At 71.8% G+C, this 17,630-nt stretch carries 17 protein-coding genes; 6 read left to right on the forward strand and 11 right to left on the reverse strand.

The genetic code is table 11. The annotated features are described in order from the left end of the window. Positions 1-43: 43 nt before the first annotated feature. Complete coding sequence (locus KM427_RS19130) at positions 44-1,210, forward strand: CaiB/BaiF CoA transferase family protein (RefSeq protein ID WP_215524955.1); 1,167 nt, start codon at positions 44-46, stop codon at positions 1,208-1,210. Positions 1,211-1,597: 387 nt separating this feature from the next. Here the strand turns inward: KM427_RS19130 and bar are convergent, their stop codons facing one another. The 5 genes from bar to KM427_RS25585 all read right to left on the reverse strand — a co-directional run bounded on the left by bar (position 1,598) and on the right by KM427_RS25585 (position 7,058). After that, entirely contained in the window at positions 1,598-2,692 is a 1,095-nt protein-coding gene (gene bar, locus KM427_RS19135) for a barbiturase (RefSeq protein ID WP_183593169.1), read from the reverse strand. A gap of 27 nt (positions 2,693-2,719) precedes the next feature. Then, positions 2,720-3,655, reverse strand: coding sequence for a carbamate kinase (locus KM427_RS19140; protein ID WP_183593168.1), 936 nt, complete (start codon positions 3,653-3,655; stop codon positions 2,720-2,722). A gap of 64 nt (positions 3,656-3,719) precedes the next feature. Then, the gene (locus KM427_RS19145; RefSeq protein ID WP_183593167.1) at positions 3,720-5,027 is read right to left on the reverse strand and encodes an ArsB/NhaD family transporter; all 1,308 of its coding nucleotides are present in this window, start codon (positions 5,025-5,027) and stop codon (positions 3,720-3,722) included. Further along, positions 5,024-6,529: a potassium/proton antiporter gene (locus KM427_RS19150; protein WP_215524956.1), complete on the reverse strand. Its 1,506-nt coding sequence runs from the start codon at positions 6,527-6,529 to the stop codon at positions 5,024-5,026. Before KM427_RS19150 ends, KM427_RS19145 begins: the two co-directional genes overlap by 4 nt. After that, the gene (locus KM427_RS25585; protein ID WP_246390604.1) at positions 6,516-7,058 is read right to left on the reverse strand and encodes an SPFH domain-containing protein; all 543 of its coding nucleotides are present in this window, start codon (positions 7,056-7,058) and stop codon (positions 6,516-6,518) included. The genes KM427_RS19150 and KM427_RS25585 overlap by 14 nt, the downstream gene beginning before the upstream one ends. A gap of 147 nt (positions 7,059-7,205) precedes the next feature. Here KM427_RS25585 and KM427_RS25590 point away from each other — a divergent pair, with 147 nt between their 5' ends. Together KM427_RS25590 and KM427_RS19160 are read left to right on the forward strand one after the other, a co-directional pair. Then, a complete protein-coding gene (locus KM427_RS25590) occupies positions 7,206-8,141 on the forward strand; it encodes a sensor histidine kinase (RefSeq protein ID WP_252274674.1) in 936 nt (311 codons plus the stop codon). Further along, positions 8,138-8,815: a response regulator gene (locus KM427_RS19160; protein ID WP_183593164.1), complete on the forward strand. Its 678-nt coding sequence runs from the start codon at positions 8,138-8,140 to the stop codon at positions 8,813-8,815. Before KM427_RS25590 ends, KM427_RS19160 begins: the two co-directional genes overlap by 4 nt. A 4-nt stretch (positions 8,816-8,819) precedes the next feature. Here the strand turns inward: KM427_RS19160 and KM427_RS19165 are convergent, their stop codons facing one another. Further along, on the reverse strand, positions 8,820-9,563 hold the full coding sequence (locus tag KM427_RS19165) for an SDR family oxidoreductase (RefSeq protein WP_215524957.1): 744 nt from the start codon (positions 9,561-9,563) through the stop codon (positions 8,820-8,822). A 227-nt stretch (positions 9,564-9,790) separates the two neighbouring features. On the opposite strand from KM427_RS19165, the gene KM427_RS19170 reads away from it, so the two are divergent. Next, a complete protein-coding gene (locus tag KM427_RS19170; protein ID WP_183593162.1) occupies positions 9,791-9,967 on the forward strand; it encodes a hypothetical protein in 177 nt (58 codons plus the stop codon). Here the strand turns inward: KM427_RS19170 and KM427_RS19175 are convergent. Next, on the reverse strand, positions 9,960-10,460 hold the full coding sequence (locus KM427_RS19175) for a nucleoside deaminase (protein WP_215524958.1): 501 nt from the start codon (positions 10,458-10,460) through the stop codon (positions 9,960-9,962). The genes KM427_RS19170 and KM427_RS19175 overlap by 8 nt on opposite strands. Positions 10,461-10,742: 282 nt before the next feature. Between KM427_RS19175 and KM427_RS19180 the strand changes: the two genes are divergently transcribed. Both KM427_RS19180 and KM427_RS19185 read left to right on the forward strand, forming a co-directional pair. Next, the gene (locus KM427_RS19180; RefSeq protein ID WP_183593160.1) at positions 10,743-11,111 is read left to right on the forward strand and encodes a VOC family protein; all 369 of its coding nucleotides are present in this window, start codon (positions 10,743-10,745) and stop codon (positions 11,109-11,111) included. 193 nt (positions 11,112-11,304) lie between these two features. Then, positions 11,305-11,982, forward strand: a complete 678-nt coding sequence (locus KM427_RS19185; protein ID WP_215524959.1) for a TIGR00266 family protein — start codon at positions 11,305-11,307, stop codon at positions 11,980-11,982. A 21-nt stretch (positions 11,983-12,003) separates the two neighbouring features. Here the strand turns inward: KM427_RS19185 and KM427_RS19190 are convergent, their stop codons facing one another. From KM427_RS19190 to KM427_RS19205, 4 genes are all read right to left on the reverse strand, one after another. Further along, a complete protein-coding gene (locus tag KM427_RS19190; RefSeq protein WP_215524960.1) occupies positions 12,004-12,681 on the reverse strand; it encodes an SDR family oxidoreductase in 678 nt (225 codons plus the stop codon). Between the two features lie 9 nt (positions 12,682-12,690). Next, complete coding sequence (locus tag KM427_RS19195; protein WP_183593157.1) at positions 12,691-13,368, reverse strand: hypothetical protein; 678 nt, start codon at positions 13,366-13,368, stop codon at positions 12,691-12,693. A gap of 177 nt (positions 13,369-13,545) precedes the next feature. Next, the gene (locus tag KM427_RS19200) at positions 13,546-15,528 is read right to left on the reverse strand and encodes a hydantoinase B/oxoprolinase family protein (RefSeq protein WP_183593156.1); all 1,983 of its coding nucleotides are present in this window, start codon (positions 15,526-15,528) and stop codon (positions 13,546-13,548) included. Continuing rightward, positions 15,528-17,615 carry a hydantoinase/oxoprolinase family protein gene (locus KM427_RS19205; protein ID WP_183593155.1) on the reverse strand — a complete coding sequence of 696 codons (2,088 nt, stop codon included), beginning with the start codon at positions 17,613-17,615 and terminating at the stop codon, positions 15,528-15,530. Before KM427_RS19205 ends, KM427_RS19200 begins: the two co-directional genes overlap by 1 nt. Positions 17,616-17,630: the final 15 nt, after the last annotated feature.

A 17,630-nucleotide genomic window follows, 5' to 3' on the forward strand; every position in this document is an offset into this window, starting at 1 on the left:
ATCGCCATAGGGGCCATGCGAGCACGCTCGATAGCGTGCTCGCATGGCTCCGTCTTCCGAAGGCCCGCTGTCCGACCTCACGGTGCTCGACCTGACCCGCGCGCTCGCGGGTCCGCACGCCGGCATGATGCTCGGCGACATGGGCGCACGCGTGATCAAGATCGAGTCACCCACCGGTGACGACACCCGGGGCTGGGGCCCGCCGTTCGTCGGCGAGGACGACGAGCGCGAGTCGACGTACTTCATGGCGGCCAACCGCAACAAGGAGTCGCTGGTCCTCGACCTGAAGTCCGACGAGGACCGCGAGGTGCTCGCGCGGCTCGTCGAGCGGGCCGACGTGCTGATGGAGAACTTCCGGGTCGGCGTGCTCGACCGGCTCGGCTTCCCGGTGTCGCGGCTGCACGAGCTGAACCCGGGCCTGATCGTGCTCTCGATCACCGGCTTCGGGCACGACGGGCCGGAGGCGACCCGCGCCGGCTACGACCAGATCGCGCAGGGCGAGGGCGGCCTGATGTCGATCACCGGCACCGGACAGCCGACCAAGGTCGGCGTGCCGATCGCCGACCTGATCGCCGGGATGAACGGCGCGTTCGGCGTGCTGGCCGCGCTCCACGATCGCTCGCGCACCGGCCGCGGCCGGGTCGTGCGCACCTCGCTGCTGGCCGGCATGATCGGCGTGCACGCCTTCCAGGGCACGCGTTGGACCGTCGCCGGGGAGGTCCCCGGCCTCGCGGGCGACCACCACCCGTCGATCGCGCCGTACGGCATGTTCTCGACGAAGTCCGCGCCGGTGCAGATCGCCTGCGGCTCCGAGGGCCTCTGGCGGGCGCTGTGCGGCGCCCTCGGCTGGGACCCCGCCGAGGACGGCTTCGCCACGAACGCCGAGCGGGTCGCCAACCGGGACGCGCTGATCACCCGGATCGAGTCGCTCTTCGCCGCCGAGCCCGCCGAGCACTGGCTCGCGCTGCTCTCCGAGGCCGGCGTGCCGTCGGGCAAGGTGCGGTCGATGGACGACGTCTACAGCTGGGACCAGGTGCTCTCGCAGGGTCTCCTGCTCTCGGTCGAGCACTCCACCCAGGGCGAGCTGAAGCTGCCGGGATCGCCGATCCGCTTCGACGACAACCCCTTCTCCGGCGGCCGCTCCGAGCACGTCGCTCCCCCGACCCTGGGTCAGCACAACGAGTCGATCCGGGAGTGGCTCGAGTCCTGAGCCGCGCCGCTGCGGGTTTCACCGGCTGACCGCCGAACCCCGCACGACACGCCGGGGATGCTCGGCGTGTCGTGCGGGTTCTAGCGGCTGGCCGGTGAACCCACAAGCGATGTGACTCCTCAACGGTGGAACATCCGCCGCCGGACGATCGGCTCGGATCGGCTCGGATCCGACGGCGGTGCAAGATCCACCGACTCTCGGGCCACGAACGGTGGAGCACCCACCGCCGCCCGCCGGACCCGAGCCGGCGTGTCTCGGTGCGGAAACAACAAAGGCCCGAGGGTCCCACGCGGGACCCTCGGGCACTTCATGCGCTTCTCGGGCGTTGCACACCGCGAGATGTCCAGGGATACCCGGTGAACCGGGTATCCCTGGACAGGCCGGGACTCAGCCCAGGTCGACGATCGCGGCCACGGGGCCGCCACCCTCGGGGCCCTGGTGGGCCGCGGAGACGGACACGAACACGGCCGGGTCACCGGTGACGGCCGCGGTGACGCCGCCGACGCAGGACTTGATCTGGCGGTGCCAGTGCACGTCGGAGTCGTCGAGCATCGCGTTGCGGCGACCGCGGACGGTGCCGTCCTGCGAGGCCTCGCACTTGAGGAACACGTTGACCAGACGGCCGTCGAGGTCCGAGCTGTGCGGACGCTCGGGCAGGTCGAGGCCGGCGTCCTTGATGGCCTCCCAGATGCCGTCCTGGTCGAGCGCGTCCTTCATGACCGAGTGGCCGATCCGGTAGCGGCCGCCGACACCCGGGGCGTTGCCGACCACGACGACCTGCGCCTGGTCGAGCTCGACGCCGGAGGAGCAGGACGCGACCGCGGAGTAGAGGTCGCGGTTGTGCATGACGTCGGCGTCGGTCGGCATCTCGATCTCGCCGAGGGCGACGGCGATGCCGAGCGCGGTGACGCCGTTCGAGAGGTCCATCGACTCGTGGGTGTGCTCGGTCCACACGGTCTTGCCGCGGGACTTGGCGTCACGGATGGTGTGGATGGTCAGCAGCGGGGTCTTGGTCTGGACGTAGTGCACGTCCTTCGGGTCGGTGATGCCCGCGCGCTCCATCGCGACCTTCACCGCGTCGGCGACCTTGGAGACCATCGACGTACGGCCGATCTCCTCGGGCAGCAGCTGCTCGCTCATCGCGAAGCCGACGGTGAGCCGCGGCTCGTCGGTCGGCTCGGCGTCCACGGTCGCGAAGATCGTCGCGTGGGGGCTGATCACGCCGTCGGTGCCGCCCGACCAGACGATCGGGACCTGCTTGACCTGCTCCTCGGGAGCGCCCTTCTCGATCAGCACCTCGCGGAACGCACGGTCGGCGATGATCCGGGTGTAGTCGTTGACTCCGCCGTTGCCCTCGGTCTTGCCGATGATCGCGATCACCCGCGAGGCCTCCATGACCCCGTCGTCGATCAGCTTGGCGAGCTCACTGGCGTCGGCAACCGAGTGGATCGGCACCTTGCGTACTTCGATGGCGCTGGGCATGGACTCCTCTTTCCGGTGTGGTGCTGTTCAGTTCGGTACGACGACGGTGCCGGCAGCGCCGGTCACCGCCTCGGAGATGTGTGCGAGGTCGGTGATCACGGCCCGGGCGCCGCCCTGCTCGACGAACGTGCAGGCGGCGTCGACCTTGGGACCCATGGAGCCGCTGGCGAAGTGGCCGTCGGCGGCGTACGAGCGCATCTCGGCGACGGTCACGACGCCGACGTCGCGGGCCTCGGGGGTGCCGTAGTGCAGCACGGCGTGGGCGATGTCGGTGCCGATGACCAGCACGTCGGCGTCGACGGTGCGGGCCAGCAGCGCGGCGCCGAGGTCCTTGTCGATGACCGCCTCGACCCCGCCCAGCGAGCCGTCGTCGTGACGCACGACCGGGATGCCGCCGCCGCCGTTGGCGACCACGACGAGGCCGGCGTCGACCAGCGCGCGGACGGCAGGGGCGTCGACGATCTCGAGCGGCTCGGGCGAGGCGACGACCCGGCGCCAGCCCTTCGCGCCGCGGTCCTCCCAGGTCTCGCCGTGCTCGATGAGCACCGCCGCCTCCTCGGCCGGCAGGAACCGGCCGATCGGCTTGGTCGGCCGGGCGAATCCCGGGTCGGCGGCGTCCACCCGCGTGCGGGTGACGACGGCGGCCGTACGCCGGTCGATGCCCCGGCGGGCGAGCTCGGCGTCGAGCGCGTTCATCAGCACGAATCCGAGCGTGCCCTGCGTCTGGGCGCCGCACCAGTCGAGTGGCACGGGCGGCACCACGGCCGCCGCGAGCTCGTTCTTGACCAGCAGGTTGCCCACCTGCGGGCCGTTGCCGTGGGTGATGACGACCGCGACGTCCTGGCGGAGCAGATCGGCGACGGCCGACATGGCCACCCCGGCCGCGGCGATCTGGTCTTCGGGGCGGGCACGCCCGTCGGCGTTCGTCATGGCGTTTCCGCCGAGCGCGAGCAGAACCCTCATGTGTCCGAACCTAATGACCAACACCCACCCCCGCACATGGCAGGAGTTGCCAAGAGGCGGCGGCTCAGGCGATCACGAAGTACCGGAGCCACACGTAGAGCCAGGCCACGACGAGCGAGGCCGCGGTGACCACGAGCCCGTAGCGGGTGAACCGCCAGAAGCTGATCGGGTGCCCCGCCTTCGCCGCGATCCCCAGGACGACGACATTCGCACCGGCCGCGACCGCCGTGGTGTTGCCGCCGAGGTCGGCCCCGAGCACGAACGCCCACCACAGCGGGCTGCCGGATCCGGCGCTCGGGGACGCCGCCACCATCTCGTCGACGATCGGCACCATCGCCGCGGTGTAGGGGATGTTGTCGACGAAGCCGCCGATGATCCCGGAGCCGAAGAGCAGCACGGTCGACGCGAGCAGCTCGTGGTCGCTCATCGCGTCGGCCGCCCACCGGCCGAGGTCGCCGATCACCCCGACCTCGACCAGCCCGCCGACGAGCACGAAGAGCGCCATGAAGAACGCGAGCGTCGTCCACTCGATCTCGGCGAGGAACTCCTCCGGCTCCGCGCGGGCGACCACGACCATCGCCCCGGCTCCGAGCATCGCAACGATCGACGGGTCGAGGTGGAGCACCGTGTGCAGTCCGAAGGCGACCATGACGACGCCGAGCACCACCAGGCACCGCACGAGGCGGCGTGCGTCGGTGATCGCGTCGGTCGGGCGGAGGTCGGCGATGTCGTTGAAGGTCTCGACGTCGAGCTCGCGGCGGAAGAGGAAGCGGCTGAGGAAGATCAGCCCGGCGACCAGTACGACGGTGATCGGCAGCGAGTGGATCAGGAAGTCGTTGAAGCTCAGCCCGCCGCGGCTCGCGATGATGATGTTGGGCGGGTCGCCGATCAGGGTGGCCGTGCCGCCGATGTTGGAGGCGAGGATCAGCGTGATCAGGTAGGGCACCGGCGAGAGGCCGAGCCGGGCGCAGACCGAGAGCGTGACCGGAGCGACCAGGAGCACGGTGGTGACGTTGTCGAGCACCGGCGAGACGGCCGCGGTGATCAGGATCAGCAGCGTCATCAGGCGAGCGGGCCGGCCCCGCGACGACTTCGCGGCCCAGAGCGCGAGGAACTCGAAGAGCCCCGTGTGCTTGAGGATCCCGACGATCACCATCATGCCGAAGAGCAGGAAGATGACGTTCCAGTCGACGCCGGTGTGGTGATCGAAGAACGCGCTGTCGGCGTCGACCAGTCCGATGACGGTCATCGCGGCGACACCGCCGAGCGCCGCAGCGACCCGGTGCACCTTCTCGGTGGCGATGAACGCGTAGGTGATCGCGAAGATCGCCACTGCGGCGAGAGTGACCGTGTGGTCACTGAGGTGGGTCACGAAGCAGCTCCTCGGTGGGGTTCGGCGTACCAGCCGGCCAGGCGGCCGGCATCGCTGACGGCCCGCAGCCGGCTCTCGACGGCGGCGTGGTGTTCCCGCGCGGCGGCGACGAGCACGTGGTCGCCGGTGCGCAGGACGGTCGAGGGGGACGGCGCGAAGATCTCGCCCCGCCGCAGCACCAGGGAGACGGCGGCCGGCGGGGGCAGCCGCAGCTCGGAGATCTCGACGCCGGCGAGCCGGGAGCCCGGCTCGATCGAGAACTGGAGCAGGGTCGCGTCGAGCTCCTCCAGCGGCGCCGACTCGATCGCGACCGCCCGGGGCTGGTGCTCGACGGCAGCGCCCAGCCTCCTGGCGACCCAGGGCAGGGTCGGACCCTGCACCAGCGTGAACACGACGACGAGCAGGAAGACGACGTCGAAGATCCGGTGGGCGGCGGGCAGGCCCTCGCTCATCGGGATCGTGGCGAGCACGATAGGGACCGCGCCCCGCAGCCCGGCCCAGCTGATGAACGCCTGCTCGCGCCAGGGCACCCGGAACGGCGTGGCGCACAGCAGCACCGAGACCGGCCTGGCGACCAGCGTGAGCGAGGCGCCGACGACGAGCGCGTAGGGCAGCGCGTCGATGAGCCGGCCGGGGCTGACCAGCAGGCCGAGCATCACGAACAGGCCGATCTGCGCGAGCCAGGCCAACCCCTCGGCGAATCCGGCGGTGGCGGCGCGGTGTGGCAGCCGGGCGTTGCCGAGGGTGAGCCCCGCGACGTAGATCGCCATCAGGGCGCTGGCGCCCGCCACGCCGGCCAAGGCGAACGCGAGGAACGCGATCGCGAACGTCGCGATCGGATAGAGCCCGGACGCCGGGAGCGCGCTGTGCACGAGCACCCACTGGCCGGCGCGGGCGACCAGGAACCCGACGACCATCCCGACGACGAGCTGGTAGCCGACCAGGCCGGCGATCTCGATGCCGTTGGCCTCGGCCCAGGCACTGGAGGTGACGACGGTGACGAGGATGATGACCGGCGGGTCGTTGAACCCCGACTCGGCCTCGACGATCGCGCGGAGCCGGCCCTGCACGGGCATCCGCCGCAGCACTGCGAACACGGCGGCGGCGTCGGTGGACGAGGCGACGGCCCCGAGCAGGATCGCCGTCCGGACGTCGACGTCCAGCAGCAGGTAGACCAGGCCCGAGGTCACGGCGACCGAGATCGCCACCCCGAGGGTCGCCAGCACGCCGGCCAGCGGTGCCACGGGGCGGACGGTCGCCCAGTCGGTCGTGAAGCCGCCCTCGGCGAGGATCACCGCCAGCGCGATGGTGCCCAGCACCTGGGTGAGCTGCGCGTCCTCGAAGTCCAGGCCGAGCCCGGACTCTCCGACCGCCAGGCCGATCGCGAGGTAGATCAGGAGCGTCGGCAGGCCCACGCGGGTCGAGATCCGCACGGCGGCGACCGCAGCGAGGAGCAGTGCCGCCGCCGCGAGCACGACGAGGTTGAGATCAGTCGGGTCCACGGGCCGTGAGCTGCTGCTGGGACATCTCGTCCAGGCGGATTCCGACCTCGACCAACTCGAGATCGTGGAGCCGTACGCCGAAGTCGTCGACGGCCGACTCCACGGCGTCTCGGATCGGGCCATGGGCGGCGGCGGCCGTCTGCGTGAGCTCGGCCGCCGCCCACCCCGTCACCGAGCGGGTGATCGCGTCCTCCGCGGCCCGCTCGGCCCCTGTCCACGGATCGACGTACCGCGTGCCCGGCACCGGCCGGGGCACGGAGACGGTCGCCTCCGCCAGCACCAGCAGCGGTACGCCGTCCGTGGTCGTTGCCCGGGCGCCGACCGGCGCCTCACGTCGCGCGTCGAGCTCGGGCTCGAAGCGCTCGACGAACGGCCAGCGCCAGGCGAGCCCGGACGCGTGGACCCGGTGGACCACGCCACCCCGGGTCACCACCGTCCACCGGTCCGCGGCGACCAGCCGCGTGCAGGTGGCGGCCCAGCAGGCGACGAGCACCGCTGCGGCCAGCAGCAGGAGCGTCGTCGTGGTCATGCTTCAAGTCTTCGGGGCGGACGGCGCCCAGCGAATGGGTGCTACCACCCATTTCGTCGCCGGACGCGGGTGCCCCGGCCGGTGCACAGGCCGGCGGACGCCACCACGACGCGCGCTCCCGTTGACGGCACATGCGAGGCTGACGGTGTGCGGTTGTACTGGAGGGTGCTGGTCATCAACGGTGCCGTGCTGACCGCGGCCACGCTGGCGCTGGTGGTCGCCCCGGTCAGCGTCTCCCGGCATCCGGTGGTCTCCGAGGCGGCGGTCCTCGGGTTCGGCCTGTTCCTGATGGTGGTCACCAACGCGCTGCTGCTGCGGTCGAGCCTGGCGCCGCTGGACCGGGTGGTGCGCGAGATGGCGAGCGTCGACCCGCAGCGGCCCGGCCGGCGCCTGAAGCCGCCGGACTCCGGACCCGGTCGCGACCTCGTGCTCGGCTTCAACGCGATGGTCGACCGGCTCGAGGAGGAGCGCTCGATGAGCAACGCCAAGCAGCTCGCGGCGCAGGAGGCCGAGCGGCACCGGATCGCCCGGGAGCTCCACGACGACATCGGCCAGCAGCTGACGGTGGTGCTGCTCGGTCTCAAGCAGGCCGAGCAGCGGGCGCCCGCCGAGCTTGCCGACGAGCTCGCGGCGCTGCGCGAGAGCACCCGCGACGGGCTCGACGACGTACGCCGGGTCGCGCGCCAGCTGCGTCCGGGCGTGCTCGACGACCTCGGCCTGGCCAGCGCCCTGGCCTCGCTCACCCACGACTTCGCCGAGCACAGCAGCGCATCCGTGCGCCGGGTCGTGGCCCCCGGCCTGCCGCCGCTCTCCTCCGACACCGAGCTGGTGGTCTACCGGGTGGCGCAGGAGGCGCTGACCAACGCCGCCCGGCATGCCGGGGCGAGCGCGGTCGAGCTCTCGCTGACCAAGGTCGGCGACCGCGTCGTCCTGGAGGTCGCCGACGACGGCCGCGGCTTCGACGTACGCCGCGACGGTGCAGGTCTGCGAGGCATGCGGGAACGGGCCCGTCTGGCCGCCGGTGACCTCACGGTCACCAGCTCACCGGTCGGCACGACCGTGCGGCTCGAGGTGCCGGCATGAGAGCCGCCACGAGCCCTGCGCCGGCCCGGATCCTGCTCGCGGACGACCACGCGCTGGTCCGTCGCGGCGTCCGCCTGATCCTCGACCAGGAGCCGGACCTCACCGTGGTCGCCGAGGCCAGCGACGGCGCCGAGGCCGTCGACCGGGTGCGCGACACCGAGATCGACCTGGTGATCCTCGACATCGCGATGCCCCGGATGACCGGCCTGCAGGCGGCGCGCGAGATCGGACGGCGTACGGCGCGCGGAGAGCCGCCGAAGGTGCTGATGCTGTCGATGCACGACAACGAGCAGTACTTCTTCGAGTCGCTCAAGGCCGGGGCGTGCGGCTACGTGCTCAAGTCGGTCGCCGACGAGGACCTCGTCAGCGCGTGCCGGGCCGCGCTGCGCGGCGAGGCGTTCGTCTACCCCGGGGCGATGGGCGCGCTGGTGCGCGACTATCTGGACCGGATGCGCCGCGGCGAGCGCGTCCCCGAGACGGTGCTGACCGAGCGCGAGGACCAGGTGCTCAAGCTGATCGCCGAGGGCAGCTCGTCGCGGGAGATCGCCCGCGCGCTGACGATCAGCATCAAGACCGTCGAACGGCACCGCGCCAACATCCTGGCCAAGCTCGGCATGCGCGACCGCACCCAGCTGACCCGCTACGCGATCCGGGCCGGCCTGATCGAGCCGTGACGGGTCAGCGCCCGCCGGCCACCCGCAGCGTGGTGCCGGTGACGTACGACGCCTCGTCGCTCATCAGCCAGCCGACGGCATCCGCGACCTCGCTCGGCTCCCCCACCCGGCCGAGTGGCACCCGTGGCCCGACCCGGTCGGTCCGGCCCGGATCGCCGGCGTCGGCGTGGATCGTGGTGCGCACGATGCCGGGCGCGACACCGACGACCCGGACGCCGTCGGCCGCGACCTCCTGGGCGAGGCCGTGGGTCAGCGCGTCGACGCCGGCCTTCGCCGCGGCGTACTGGACGTACTCCCCCGGCGCGCCCAGCGTCGCCGCGCCCGAGCTGATGTTGACCAGCACCCCGCCGGGGCCGCCGTACGACGTGCCGAGCGCCCGCGCCGCGGCCCGGGCGACGAGCAGCGCGGCGGTGAGGTTGAGGTCGATGGTGGCCGCGACGATCCCGGGCGGGGTCTCGGCGAGGGGGCCGATGTGCAGCGTCGCGCCGGCGTTGTTGACCACGCCGGTGAGCCGACCGTGCTCCGCGGCGGCGGCGAACAGCCGGTCGACGCCGTCGGGGTCGGTGAGGTCGGCGCGCACCACCGCGCAGCGGGCCCCGGCGTCCTCGGCGGCGAGCCGGGCCTCCTCCGCCGCGCGGTCGTCGCGCGCGTAGCCGAGCACCAGGTCGTGGCCGTCGGCGGCCAGCCGCAGCGCGATCGCGGCGCCGATGCCGCGAGTGCCGCCGGTGACGAGCGTCAGGCGGCTCATGACCGGGGCTCGAGGGGTCGGCGCGGCATGGACCGAGTCTGCCAGGGTGGTTCGCCCGCGGGTCACGGTCGTCAACCAAGCCCGCTTTATTGGGCCAACGGGTGGCGAAGTCGCGGGAAATCCCCCAAGATCGGGTATACGCGTGACTTGTTCTGCAGATCCGGGTTGGCCACGACGATGGGTCGCGCATGAGCGTCCTTACCCACCGTGCCTCCGAAACCTCCGAGATGACCACCAGCACCGAGCAGATCGTCACCGTGCATGCTGGGGCCGATGTGGCCCTGCGGCTTGCGCTCCTCGACGCGATCGACCAGACCCTCCGCGACCACGGCGTACGCCGGGTCTGGATCGACCCCGACTCCTACCACGACCTCGTGGTCCTGGCCGAGATCGAGGTCAGCTGACGGCGCCCGGGTCCACCACGCCGTGCAGCCGGGCGTGCAGGGCGCGCACCTCGGCCTCGAGCTCCGCCGCGGGACCGTCGAAGGTCAGCCCCGGCGCCACCTCCTGCACGGCCAGCGGCCGCACCGGGCCGGGTGCCACGCCCCACTCCGTCAGCCAGCCGACCAGCTGCTCGGTCGAGGCGGCGTAGACGATCCGGCCGAGACCGACCCACGCGTGCGCGGCCGAGCACATCGGGCAGTGCTCCCCCGAGGTGTAGACGGTGCAGGCCGCGCGCTGGTCCATCGGCAGGTGCTCCCCCGCCCAGCGGGCGATGTCGAACTCGGGATGCCGGGTCTGGTCACCGTCCTTGACCCGGTTGCGGTCGGCGTAGAGCACCTCGCCGGCGCCCGAGACCAGGATCGAGCCGAACGGCTCGTCCCCGTCGTCGAGCGCCTCGCGGGCCAGGTCGACGCAGCTGCGGAGGTGGCGGAGGTCGGTGTCGGAGAGCGTCACCCGGCCAGTCTCGCACCGGAGGACGACGTCTCCGGAGGGGACGGTCTCGGAGGGGACGGTCTCGGAGGGGACGGTCCGGTGGGGTCGGCCGCGCGGCGGTGAGCCAGCAACCGTCTCACCACCGCGGACGGTTGCCTGCTCACCGCCGCCCGCGACCACCGAGCCGCGACCACCGAGCCGCGACCGGCGTCGTCCGCGGCGCGCGTTCGCAGCGGTCAGGTTCTGACCTGATTCCGCGGTTGACTCGGAGCCAGGACATCCCACCGGACACAGGAGAGTGCCATGGACTTCAGGATCGAGCTCGTCCCGATCGCGGTCACCGACGTCGACCGCGCGATCGCGTTCTACGGAGAACGGGTCGGCTGGACGGTCGACCACGACCAGCGCGTCAGCCCGGACCTGCGGTTCGTGCAGGTGACGCCCCCGGGCTCGGCCTGCTCGTTCTGCTTCGGCGTCGGGCTGGAGATGCTGCCCGAGGGCTCGTCGCAGTTCATCCAGGTCGTCGTGGACGACGCCGACGCCGCCCTCGCCCACCTACGCGAGCGGGGGGTCGAGTGCGAGGGCGTCGACGAACAGCCATGGGGCCGGTTCGTCTACTTCGCCGACCCCGACGGCAACCGCTGGGCGCTGCAGCAGATCGTGCGCACGTGACCGACCGGGATGGTCCGTCACGGAATGGCTGCCCCACGGCGGCCAGGACCACCAGAACGTGACGGACTATCCCGTCGGCGGCCGGCACGGAGAGGCACGGGTGGGACGCCGCGACTCCACCTCACGGCCACTACGCTCGCCGTACCCACCCGAGCTCGGGACCTGATCACTCGGGTCGTCACCAGGAGAGTCGATGCAGACCGAGATCATGTACGGCCCGGCGTACGCCGCCGCCAAGCTCACCCTCACCGCCGGCGAGACGGTCCGCGCCGAGGCGGGCGCGATGCTCGCGATGTCGCCGGCGGTCGCGATGGAGACCTCGACGCAGGGCGGCGTCCTGAAGGGCCTGCGCCGGTCGATCCTCGGCGGCGAGTCGTTCTTCATGAACACGTTCACCGCCCAGGCCGAGGGCGCCGAGCTGTGGCTGGCCCCCGCACTCGCCGGCGACATCGTGGCGTGGCCGCTGAACGGCACGCTGTTCGTCCAGTCCGGGTCCTACCTCGCGTCGTCGGCGGGCGTCGAGGTCGACTCCAACTGGGGTGGGGCGAAGACGTTCTTCTCGCGCGAGGGCCTGTTCATGCTGCGGGTGAGCGGCCCGGGCGACGTGGTGCTCTCGAGCTACGGCGCGATCCACGCGATCGACCTGCAGCCGGGTCAGACCTACACCGTCGACACCGGCCACATGGTGGCGTGGACCGAGGGCGTCAACTACTCCGTGCGCAAGGTCGGCAGCTGGAAGTCGACGTTCTTCTCCGGCGAGGGCCTGGTCTGCGACCTGACCGGGCCGGGGCGGATCTACCTCCAGACCCGCAGCCAGGACGCCTTCCTCGGCTGGCTGATCCCGAAGCTGCCGCAGAGCAACAACAACTGAGCCGCGGCCACCCGGCCTTCCTCAGGGCCGGCCGAGCAGCGCACGGAGCGGCAGCGTGCCGACCGGCAGCCCGTGCCGGTCGTAGTAGCCGAACATCGCGGTCAGCCACGGATGCGTGCCCGGGTCCGCGACCCGCTCGGCCGTCAGCCCGGCCTCCGCGGCGAGTTGGCGCGTCGTGACCTGCCGGCTCGCGAGCTCGTACGTCGCGCCCTCGTGCCCGCCCTCCAGCAGCACCGTCGCGGCCGCGGCGCCCAGGTCGGCCAGGTCGAGCAGGCCGAAGGGCGCGTCCACGTCGTACGGCACGGATACCGACGGCCCCACCAGGTCGAGGTTCTGGACGTAGGCGCCGGGCTGCAGGATCGTCCACGCGAGGCCGGAGCGCCGGACCAGGTCCTCCGACGCCGCCTTGCCGAGGTGGTGCGGCATCTCGGGCACGTACGGCGAGGCGACCGAGTGGTAGACGACCCGGGCCACGCCGGCGGCCGACATCGCGGCCAACGCCTCCCCGACGTAGGCGGGCTCGTCGGGGTGCAGGTTCGGGGCGATCAGGTACGTCGCGCCGCAGCCCGCGAGCGCACCGGGCAGGTCCGGCCAGGCGTCGCGTCCGAGCGGCACCGCCTCCGCGCCCCGGTCGGCGAGCGCCGCGGCGACCGCCCTCCCCGTCTTCCCGTGTCCACCCAGGACGGCGATCCGCATCATGGGCCCAACCTACGGGCGCGGCGTGGGCTCCTCCTCGTCGAAGCGCGGGTCGGCCAGGAAGTACTGCGCCATCAGGCCCGGCTTCTTCTTCGGCTCCGGCGCCGGCTCGGGCACCATCCGCCCCTCGAGCGTGTCCCAGAAGCGGTCGGCGGCGTACATCACCTTGCGGGCGACGTTCCCGAGCAGGCCGGTGTGGGGCGTGTAGGGATGCGGCCTGCTCGGGGCGGCCAGCTCCGCGGCGTACAGGCGCTGGGCCAGTACGTCGAGCTCGGAATCGTCGAGGCTCTCGGTGATCTGGTTGCCGAGCACCGCCTCGTGGCGCTGGTGGTCGGTCATCGCCAGGTCGACCCCGTCCCAGACCTCGGGCCAGGAGAACGAGATCTCGTAGACCGAGCCGTACTCGTGCGCCTTCACGTGCGCCAGCACGACCTCGAGCTCCTTGGTCGAGCGGAGGTAGTCGTGGACCAGCGCTCCGCCATCGGGCACCCTGCGCCGGGCCGGCCGGAGCAACACGGCATCGACGGCGTGCAGGTGCTTGCTGGTGCTGGACAGGAACGCGTCGATGCGGGCGTACCCGTCCCGGGGCCGGTCGGGTGGGGCCTCCATCTCGCGGGCGTCCGCGAGGCGGTCGGAGAGCCGGCCCTGGGTGTGCTGGATCGAGTTGCGGAGGACATCGGTCGTGCCCATCGGCCTCACCTTCTTCGGGACGCCGTACTCCCATGGTGCGCCTGCCCCGGACCGGCCACAAGGCCGGACATGAAGATAGCCAGTGACGATGTGGCTGTCCCCACCAGCTGGGAACGACCACATCGTCACTGGCTATCGGTCACTGGCTATCCCGCAGGACCGCGGACGGGCCGGGGGTCAGACCAGGTCCACCTCGGCGTACGCCGCACCCGCGGCGAGCTGGGCGTAGCCCGGGCCACGGTCGAAGAACGCCTCGCTCGGCTCCGGCCGGCTCGCGCGCTCCGCGACGGTCGCCGCCTCGTCGTACGCCAGGGTGTCGTCGTCGAGCGTGCCGGTGAGCACCACGCCGTAGTCGGCGAGGGCGGCCTCGGCAGAGACCTTGCGCCACACGACGTCGCGGACGACGAGCGCCGGGTCGCGCTCGAGGGGGTTGCCCCACCCGCCACCGCCGGTGGTGCGGATCCGGATCACCTCGCCGGCCTTGACCGCCTCGGCGTCGGCGAGCGCGTCGATCTCGCGCTCATTCGGGCCGTCCGGGTCGATCGTCACCTGGAACGGCTTGCCGGCGTGGCCGCCCTTGACGCCCCAGCAGGCCAGGATCGACCGGTCGGCGATCGACATGAAGTGGCCGTCCTTGAGCATCCGGATGTGCTTCTCGTAGCCCAGGCCGCCACGGAACTTGCCCGCTCCCCCGCTGTCGACTGCGAGCGTCAGCGCCTCGACCCGGAACGGGAAGCGCGCCTCGGTGAACTCGGTCGGCAGGTTGCGGGAGTCCGGCACGACGTGGATGGTGTCCTCGCCGTCGGCGTAGTAGCGGCCACCGGAGCCGCCACCGAGCACCTCGCGCATCAGGTAGGACCGGCCCTCGAGGTCCTCGCCGTAGACGCCCGTGTAGCGGATCGTCTCCTGGTCGGCGGGCATGTTGCCGTCGACGGCCTTCGCCACGACGCCGGCGAGCACGCCGAGCAACCTCAGGATCACGAACGTGCGGGCGTTGGTCGGCGCGGGGAAGACCGGCGTCAGCAGCGTGCCCGGCGGCGGGAACCGCATCTCGATGAGCGGCACGATGCCCTCGTTGACGTCGAGCTCGGCCATCCGCTCGGGGGTGTCGGCGAGGTTGCGCAGGATCGGCGCGAGCCACTTCTTGAGGAAGACGCCGTCGCTGTAGTCGCCGCAGTGGTTGATCGGACCCTTCGCCTGCGGCGAGGTGCCGCCGAAGTCGAGGATCAGCCGCTCGCCCTCGGGGTCGTCGGCCGGCGTGCGGGTCAGCGTGATCCGCTGGGTGTGCAGCTGCGGCTCGTCGACGCCGTCGTGCTCGGCGTAGTCCTCCCAGACCCAGGTGCCGACCGGGATCTTGCCGAGGATCTCGCGCCGATAGGTCTCGGTGGTACGGCTGATGATCGCGTCGAAGCAGGACTCGACGGTCTCCACGCCGTACCGGTCGAAGAGCTCGCCGAGCCGGCGCGCACCCATCAGGCAGGCCGAGCACTCGGCGTCGAGGTCGGCGGCCAGCGACTCGGGCATCCGGGAGTTGCGGGTCATGATCGACAGCGCGGAGCGGTTGGGCCGGCCGGCCTCCCACAGCTTGATCGGGGGGACCATCAGGCCCTCCTCGAAGACGCTGGTGGCGTTGGAGGGCATCGAGCCCGGCACCGCGCCGCCGATGTCGTCGTGGTGGCCGAAGGCCTGCACGAAGGCGACGACCTTGCGGTCGCCCTCCGGGCCGGCGAAGACCGGCACGGTGACGCACAGGTCGGGCAGGTGCCCGATGCCGCCCTCGGACTGGTAGACGTCGTTGTGGAAGAAGACGTCCCCCTCCTGCATCTCCTCGAGCGGGAAGTCCCGGGCGACCGGGTGCACGAGCGCGGAGTAGGACCGGCCGGTGAGCTTGCGCAGCAGCCGGTCGTGGATGCCCGCGCGGAAGTCGTGCGCGTCGCGGATCATCGGGCTGCGGCTGGTGCGGCCGATCGCGGTCTCGACCTCCATCTCGACGCTCGCCAGGGAGCCCTGGACGATCTCGACGAGGACGGGGTCGGCGCTCGCGCCGGCGTCCGCGGTGAGGTGGGTGAACGGGAACTGCGTGGGTGCGCGGCGGCTCTCACCCTCACTCGCCGTCGCGGCGGCGCCGGTCGTGACGACGCCCGTCGAGCTGGTGCACATCAGTTGGTCTCCTTGGAGTCGATGCGGGTCACGATGATGTTCAGGAACTCGTCGACGCGCGCGGTGAAGCCCGGGTGGATCGGCACGGTCGAGCCGAACTCCTCGATGATCGCCGGGCCGTCGAAGACGGTGCCCGGGGCGAGGTCGGGGCGCCAGAGCACGGGCGTGTCGACGTACCCCTGCTCGGCGTCGAAGCAGACGCTCCGACGGCTCTTCTCGGCGGGCAGGCTGCCGTCGCCGAACGCGTGCCTCTGGATCTCGGGACGCTGGATCGGGCCGATGCCGGAGACCCGGAGGTTCACCCACTCGACCTGCTGGGAGTCGTCGCCGGAGAAGTCGTAGCCGTAGAGCACCTTGTGCTCGGCGTGGAAGCGGTTCGCCACCTCCTCGAGGACGGCGGCGTCGATCGGGCCGTCGGGGACGGGCACGCGGACCTCGAAGGCCTGACCGAAGTAGCGCAGGTCGGCGGTGCGGGCGAACTGGTGCTCGTCCTCGGTGAAGCCCTCCTTCGACAGCGCGACCGTGGCCTGCTCGGTGAGCGCGTCGTAGATGCGGGCGACCGCGGCCGAGTCGAGCCGCTCGGCCAGCGCGACGTGGGTCTGCACGTAGTCGTTCTTGACGTCGACGGTGAGCAGGCCGAACGCCGAGACGTTGCCGGGGTTCGGCGGCACCAGCACGGCCGGGAGGCCGAGCACGTCGACGAGGCGGCAGAGCAGCAGCGAGCCGGAGCCGCCGAACGTCGTGAGCGTGAAGTCACGGACGTCGAGCCCACGCTTGACCGTGACCTGGCGCAGCGCGTTGGCCTGGTTCCACGCGGAGATCTCGAGGATGCCGGTGGCGCACGCCTCCGGGCTCAGACCGAGCTGCTTCGCGAGCGCCTCGATGCCGTTGCGAGCGGCGTCGACGTCGAGCGGGATCTCGCCACCGAGCAGGTGGGGAGGGATCCGGCCGAGGTAGACGTGGGCGTCGGTGATGGTGACCTCGGTGCCGCCCTTGGCGTAGCACAGCGGCCCCGGGTCGGCACCCGCCGACTGCGGGCCCACCTTCAGGGTGCCCTCGGGCGAGAGCCACGCGATCGAGCCGCCGCCGGCGCCGACGGTGACGACGTCGATCATCGGGATCTTCGACGGGAACGCGCCGACCGTGCCCTCGGTGGTCAGCGTCGGCTCGCCGTCGATGACGACGGAGACGTCGGTGGAGGTGCCGCCGCCGTCGGAGGTCAGCACCTTGTCGAAGCCCGCGACCTTGGCGATCAGCGCCGCGCCGAGCGCTCCGGCCGCCGGGCCGGAGAGAACGGTCGTGATCGGCTGGTGCACGACCTCGTCGGCCGAGAGCACGCCGCCGTTCGACTTCATCACGTAGAAGGGGACGGTGCGGTCGTCGTACTCGGTGAGCCGCGTCTTGATGTTGTTGACGTACGCCGAGAGCCGCGGCTTGACGGCGGCGTCGACCAGCGTGGTCATGGCGCGCTCGTACTCGCGGTACTCGCGCAGCACCTCGCTCGACAGCGACACCACCGCGTCGGGGTGCTCCTCGAGGAGCACGGCACGCATCCGCTCCTCGTGCACCGGGTTGGCGTACGCGTGCAGGAAGCAGACGCCGAGGGTGTTGATGCCCTGGGTCTTGAACCAGCGGGCGACGGTGCGCGCGCCGTCCTCGTCGAAGGGGCGCACCTCCTCGCCGTTCACGTCGAGGCGACCCTCGACGCCCTTGACGTACTCGCGGGAGACGATGCGGTCGGGCTTGACCCAGAAGTAGGAGTTGCCATAGCCGTCGGGCACGGACTGGCGGGCGATCTCGAGCATCGCCTCGTAGCCGGTGTTCGTGATGAAGCCGAGGCGGTCGACCTTGCCCTCGAGGAGCTGGTTGGTCGCGACCGTGGTGCCGTGGCTGACGGCGTCGATGTCGGCACCGCCCGCGCCGAGCAGGCCGAGGACCTTGTCGATGCCGGACAGGAAGCCGTCGGCCGGGTTGCTCGGCGTCGACGGGGTCTTGGTGGTGACGAGCTCTCCCGAGTCCTCGTCGAAGGCGACGACGTCGGTGAACGTGCCGCCGGTGTCGATGCCGATCCGGATACGCCGGCTCATGCGGTGGCCCCTTCC

The organism is Nocardioides sp. LMS-CY, from assembly GCF_018732145.1.
Taxonomy (GTDB): domain Bacteria; phylum Actinomycetota; class Actinomycetes; order Propionibacteriales; family Nocardioidaceae; genus Nocardioides; species Nocardioides soli.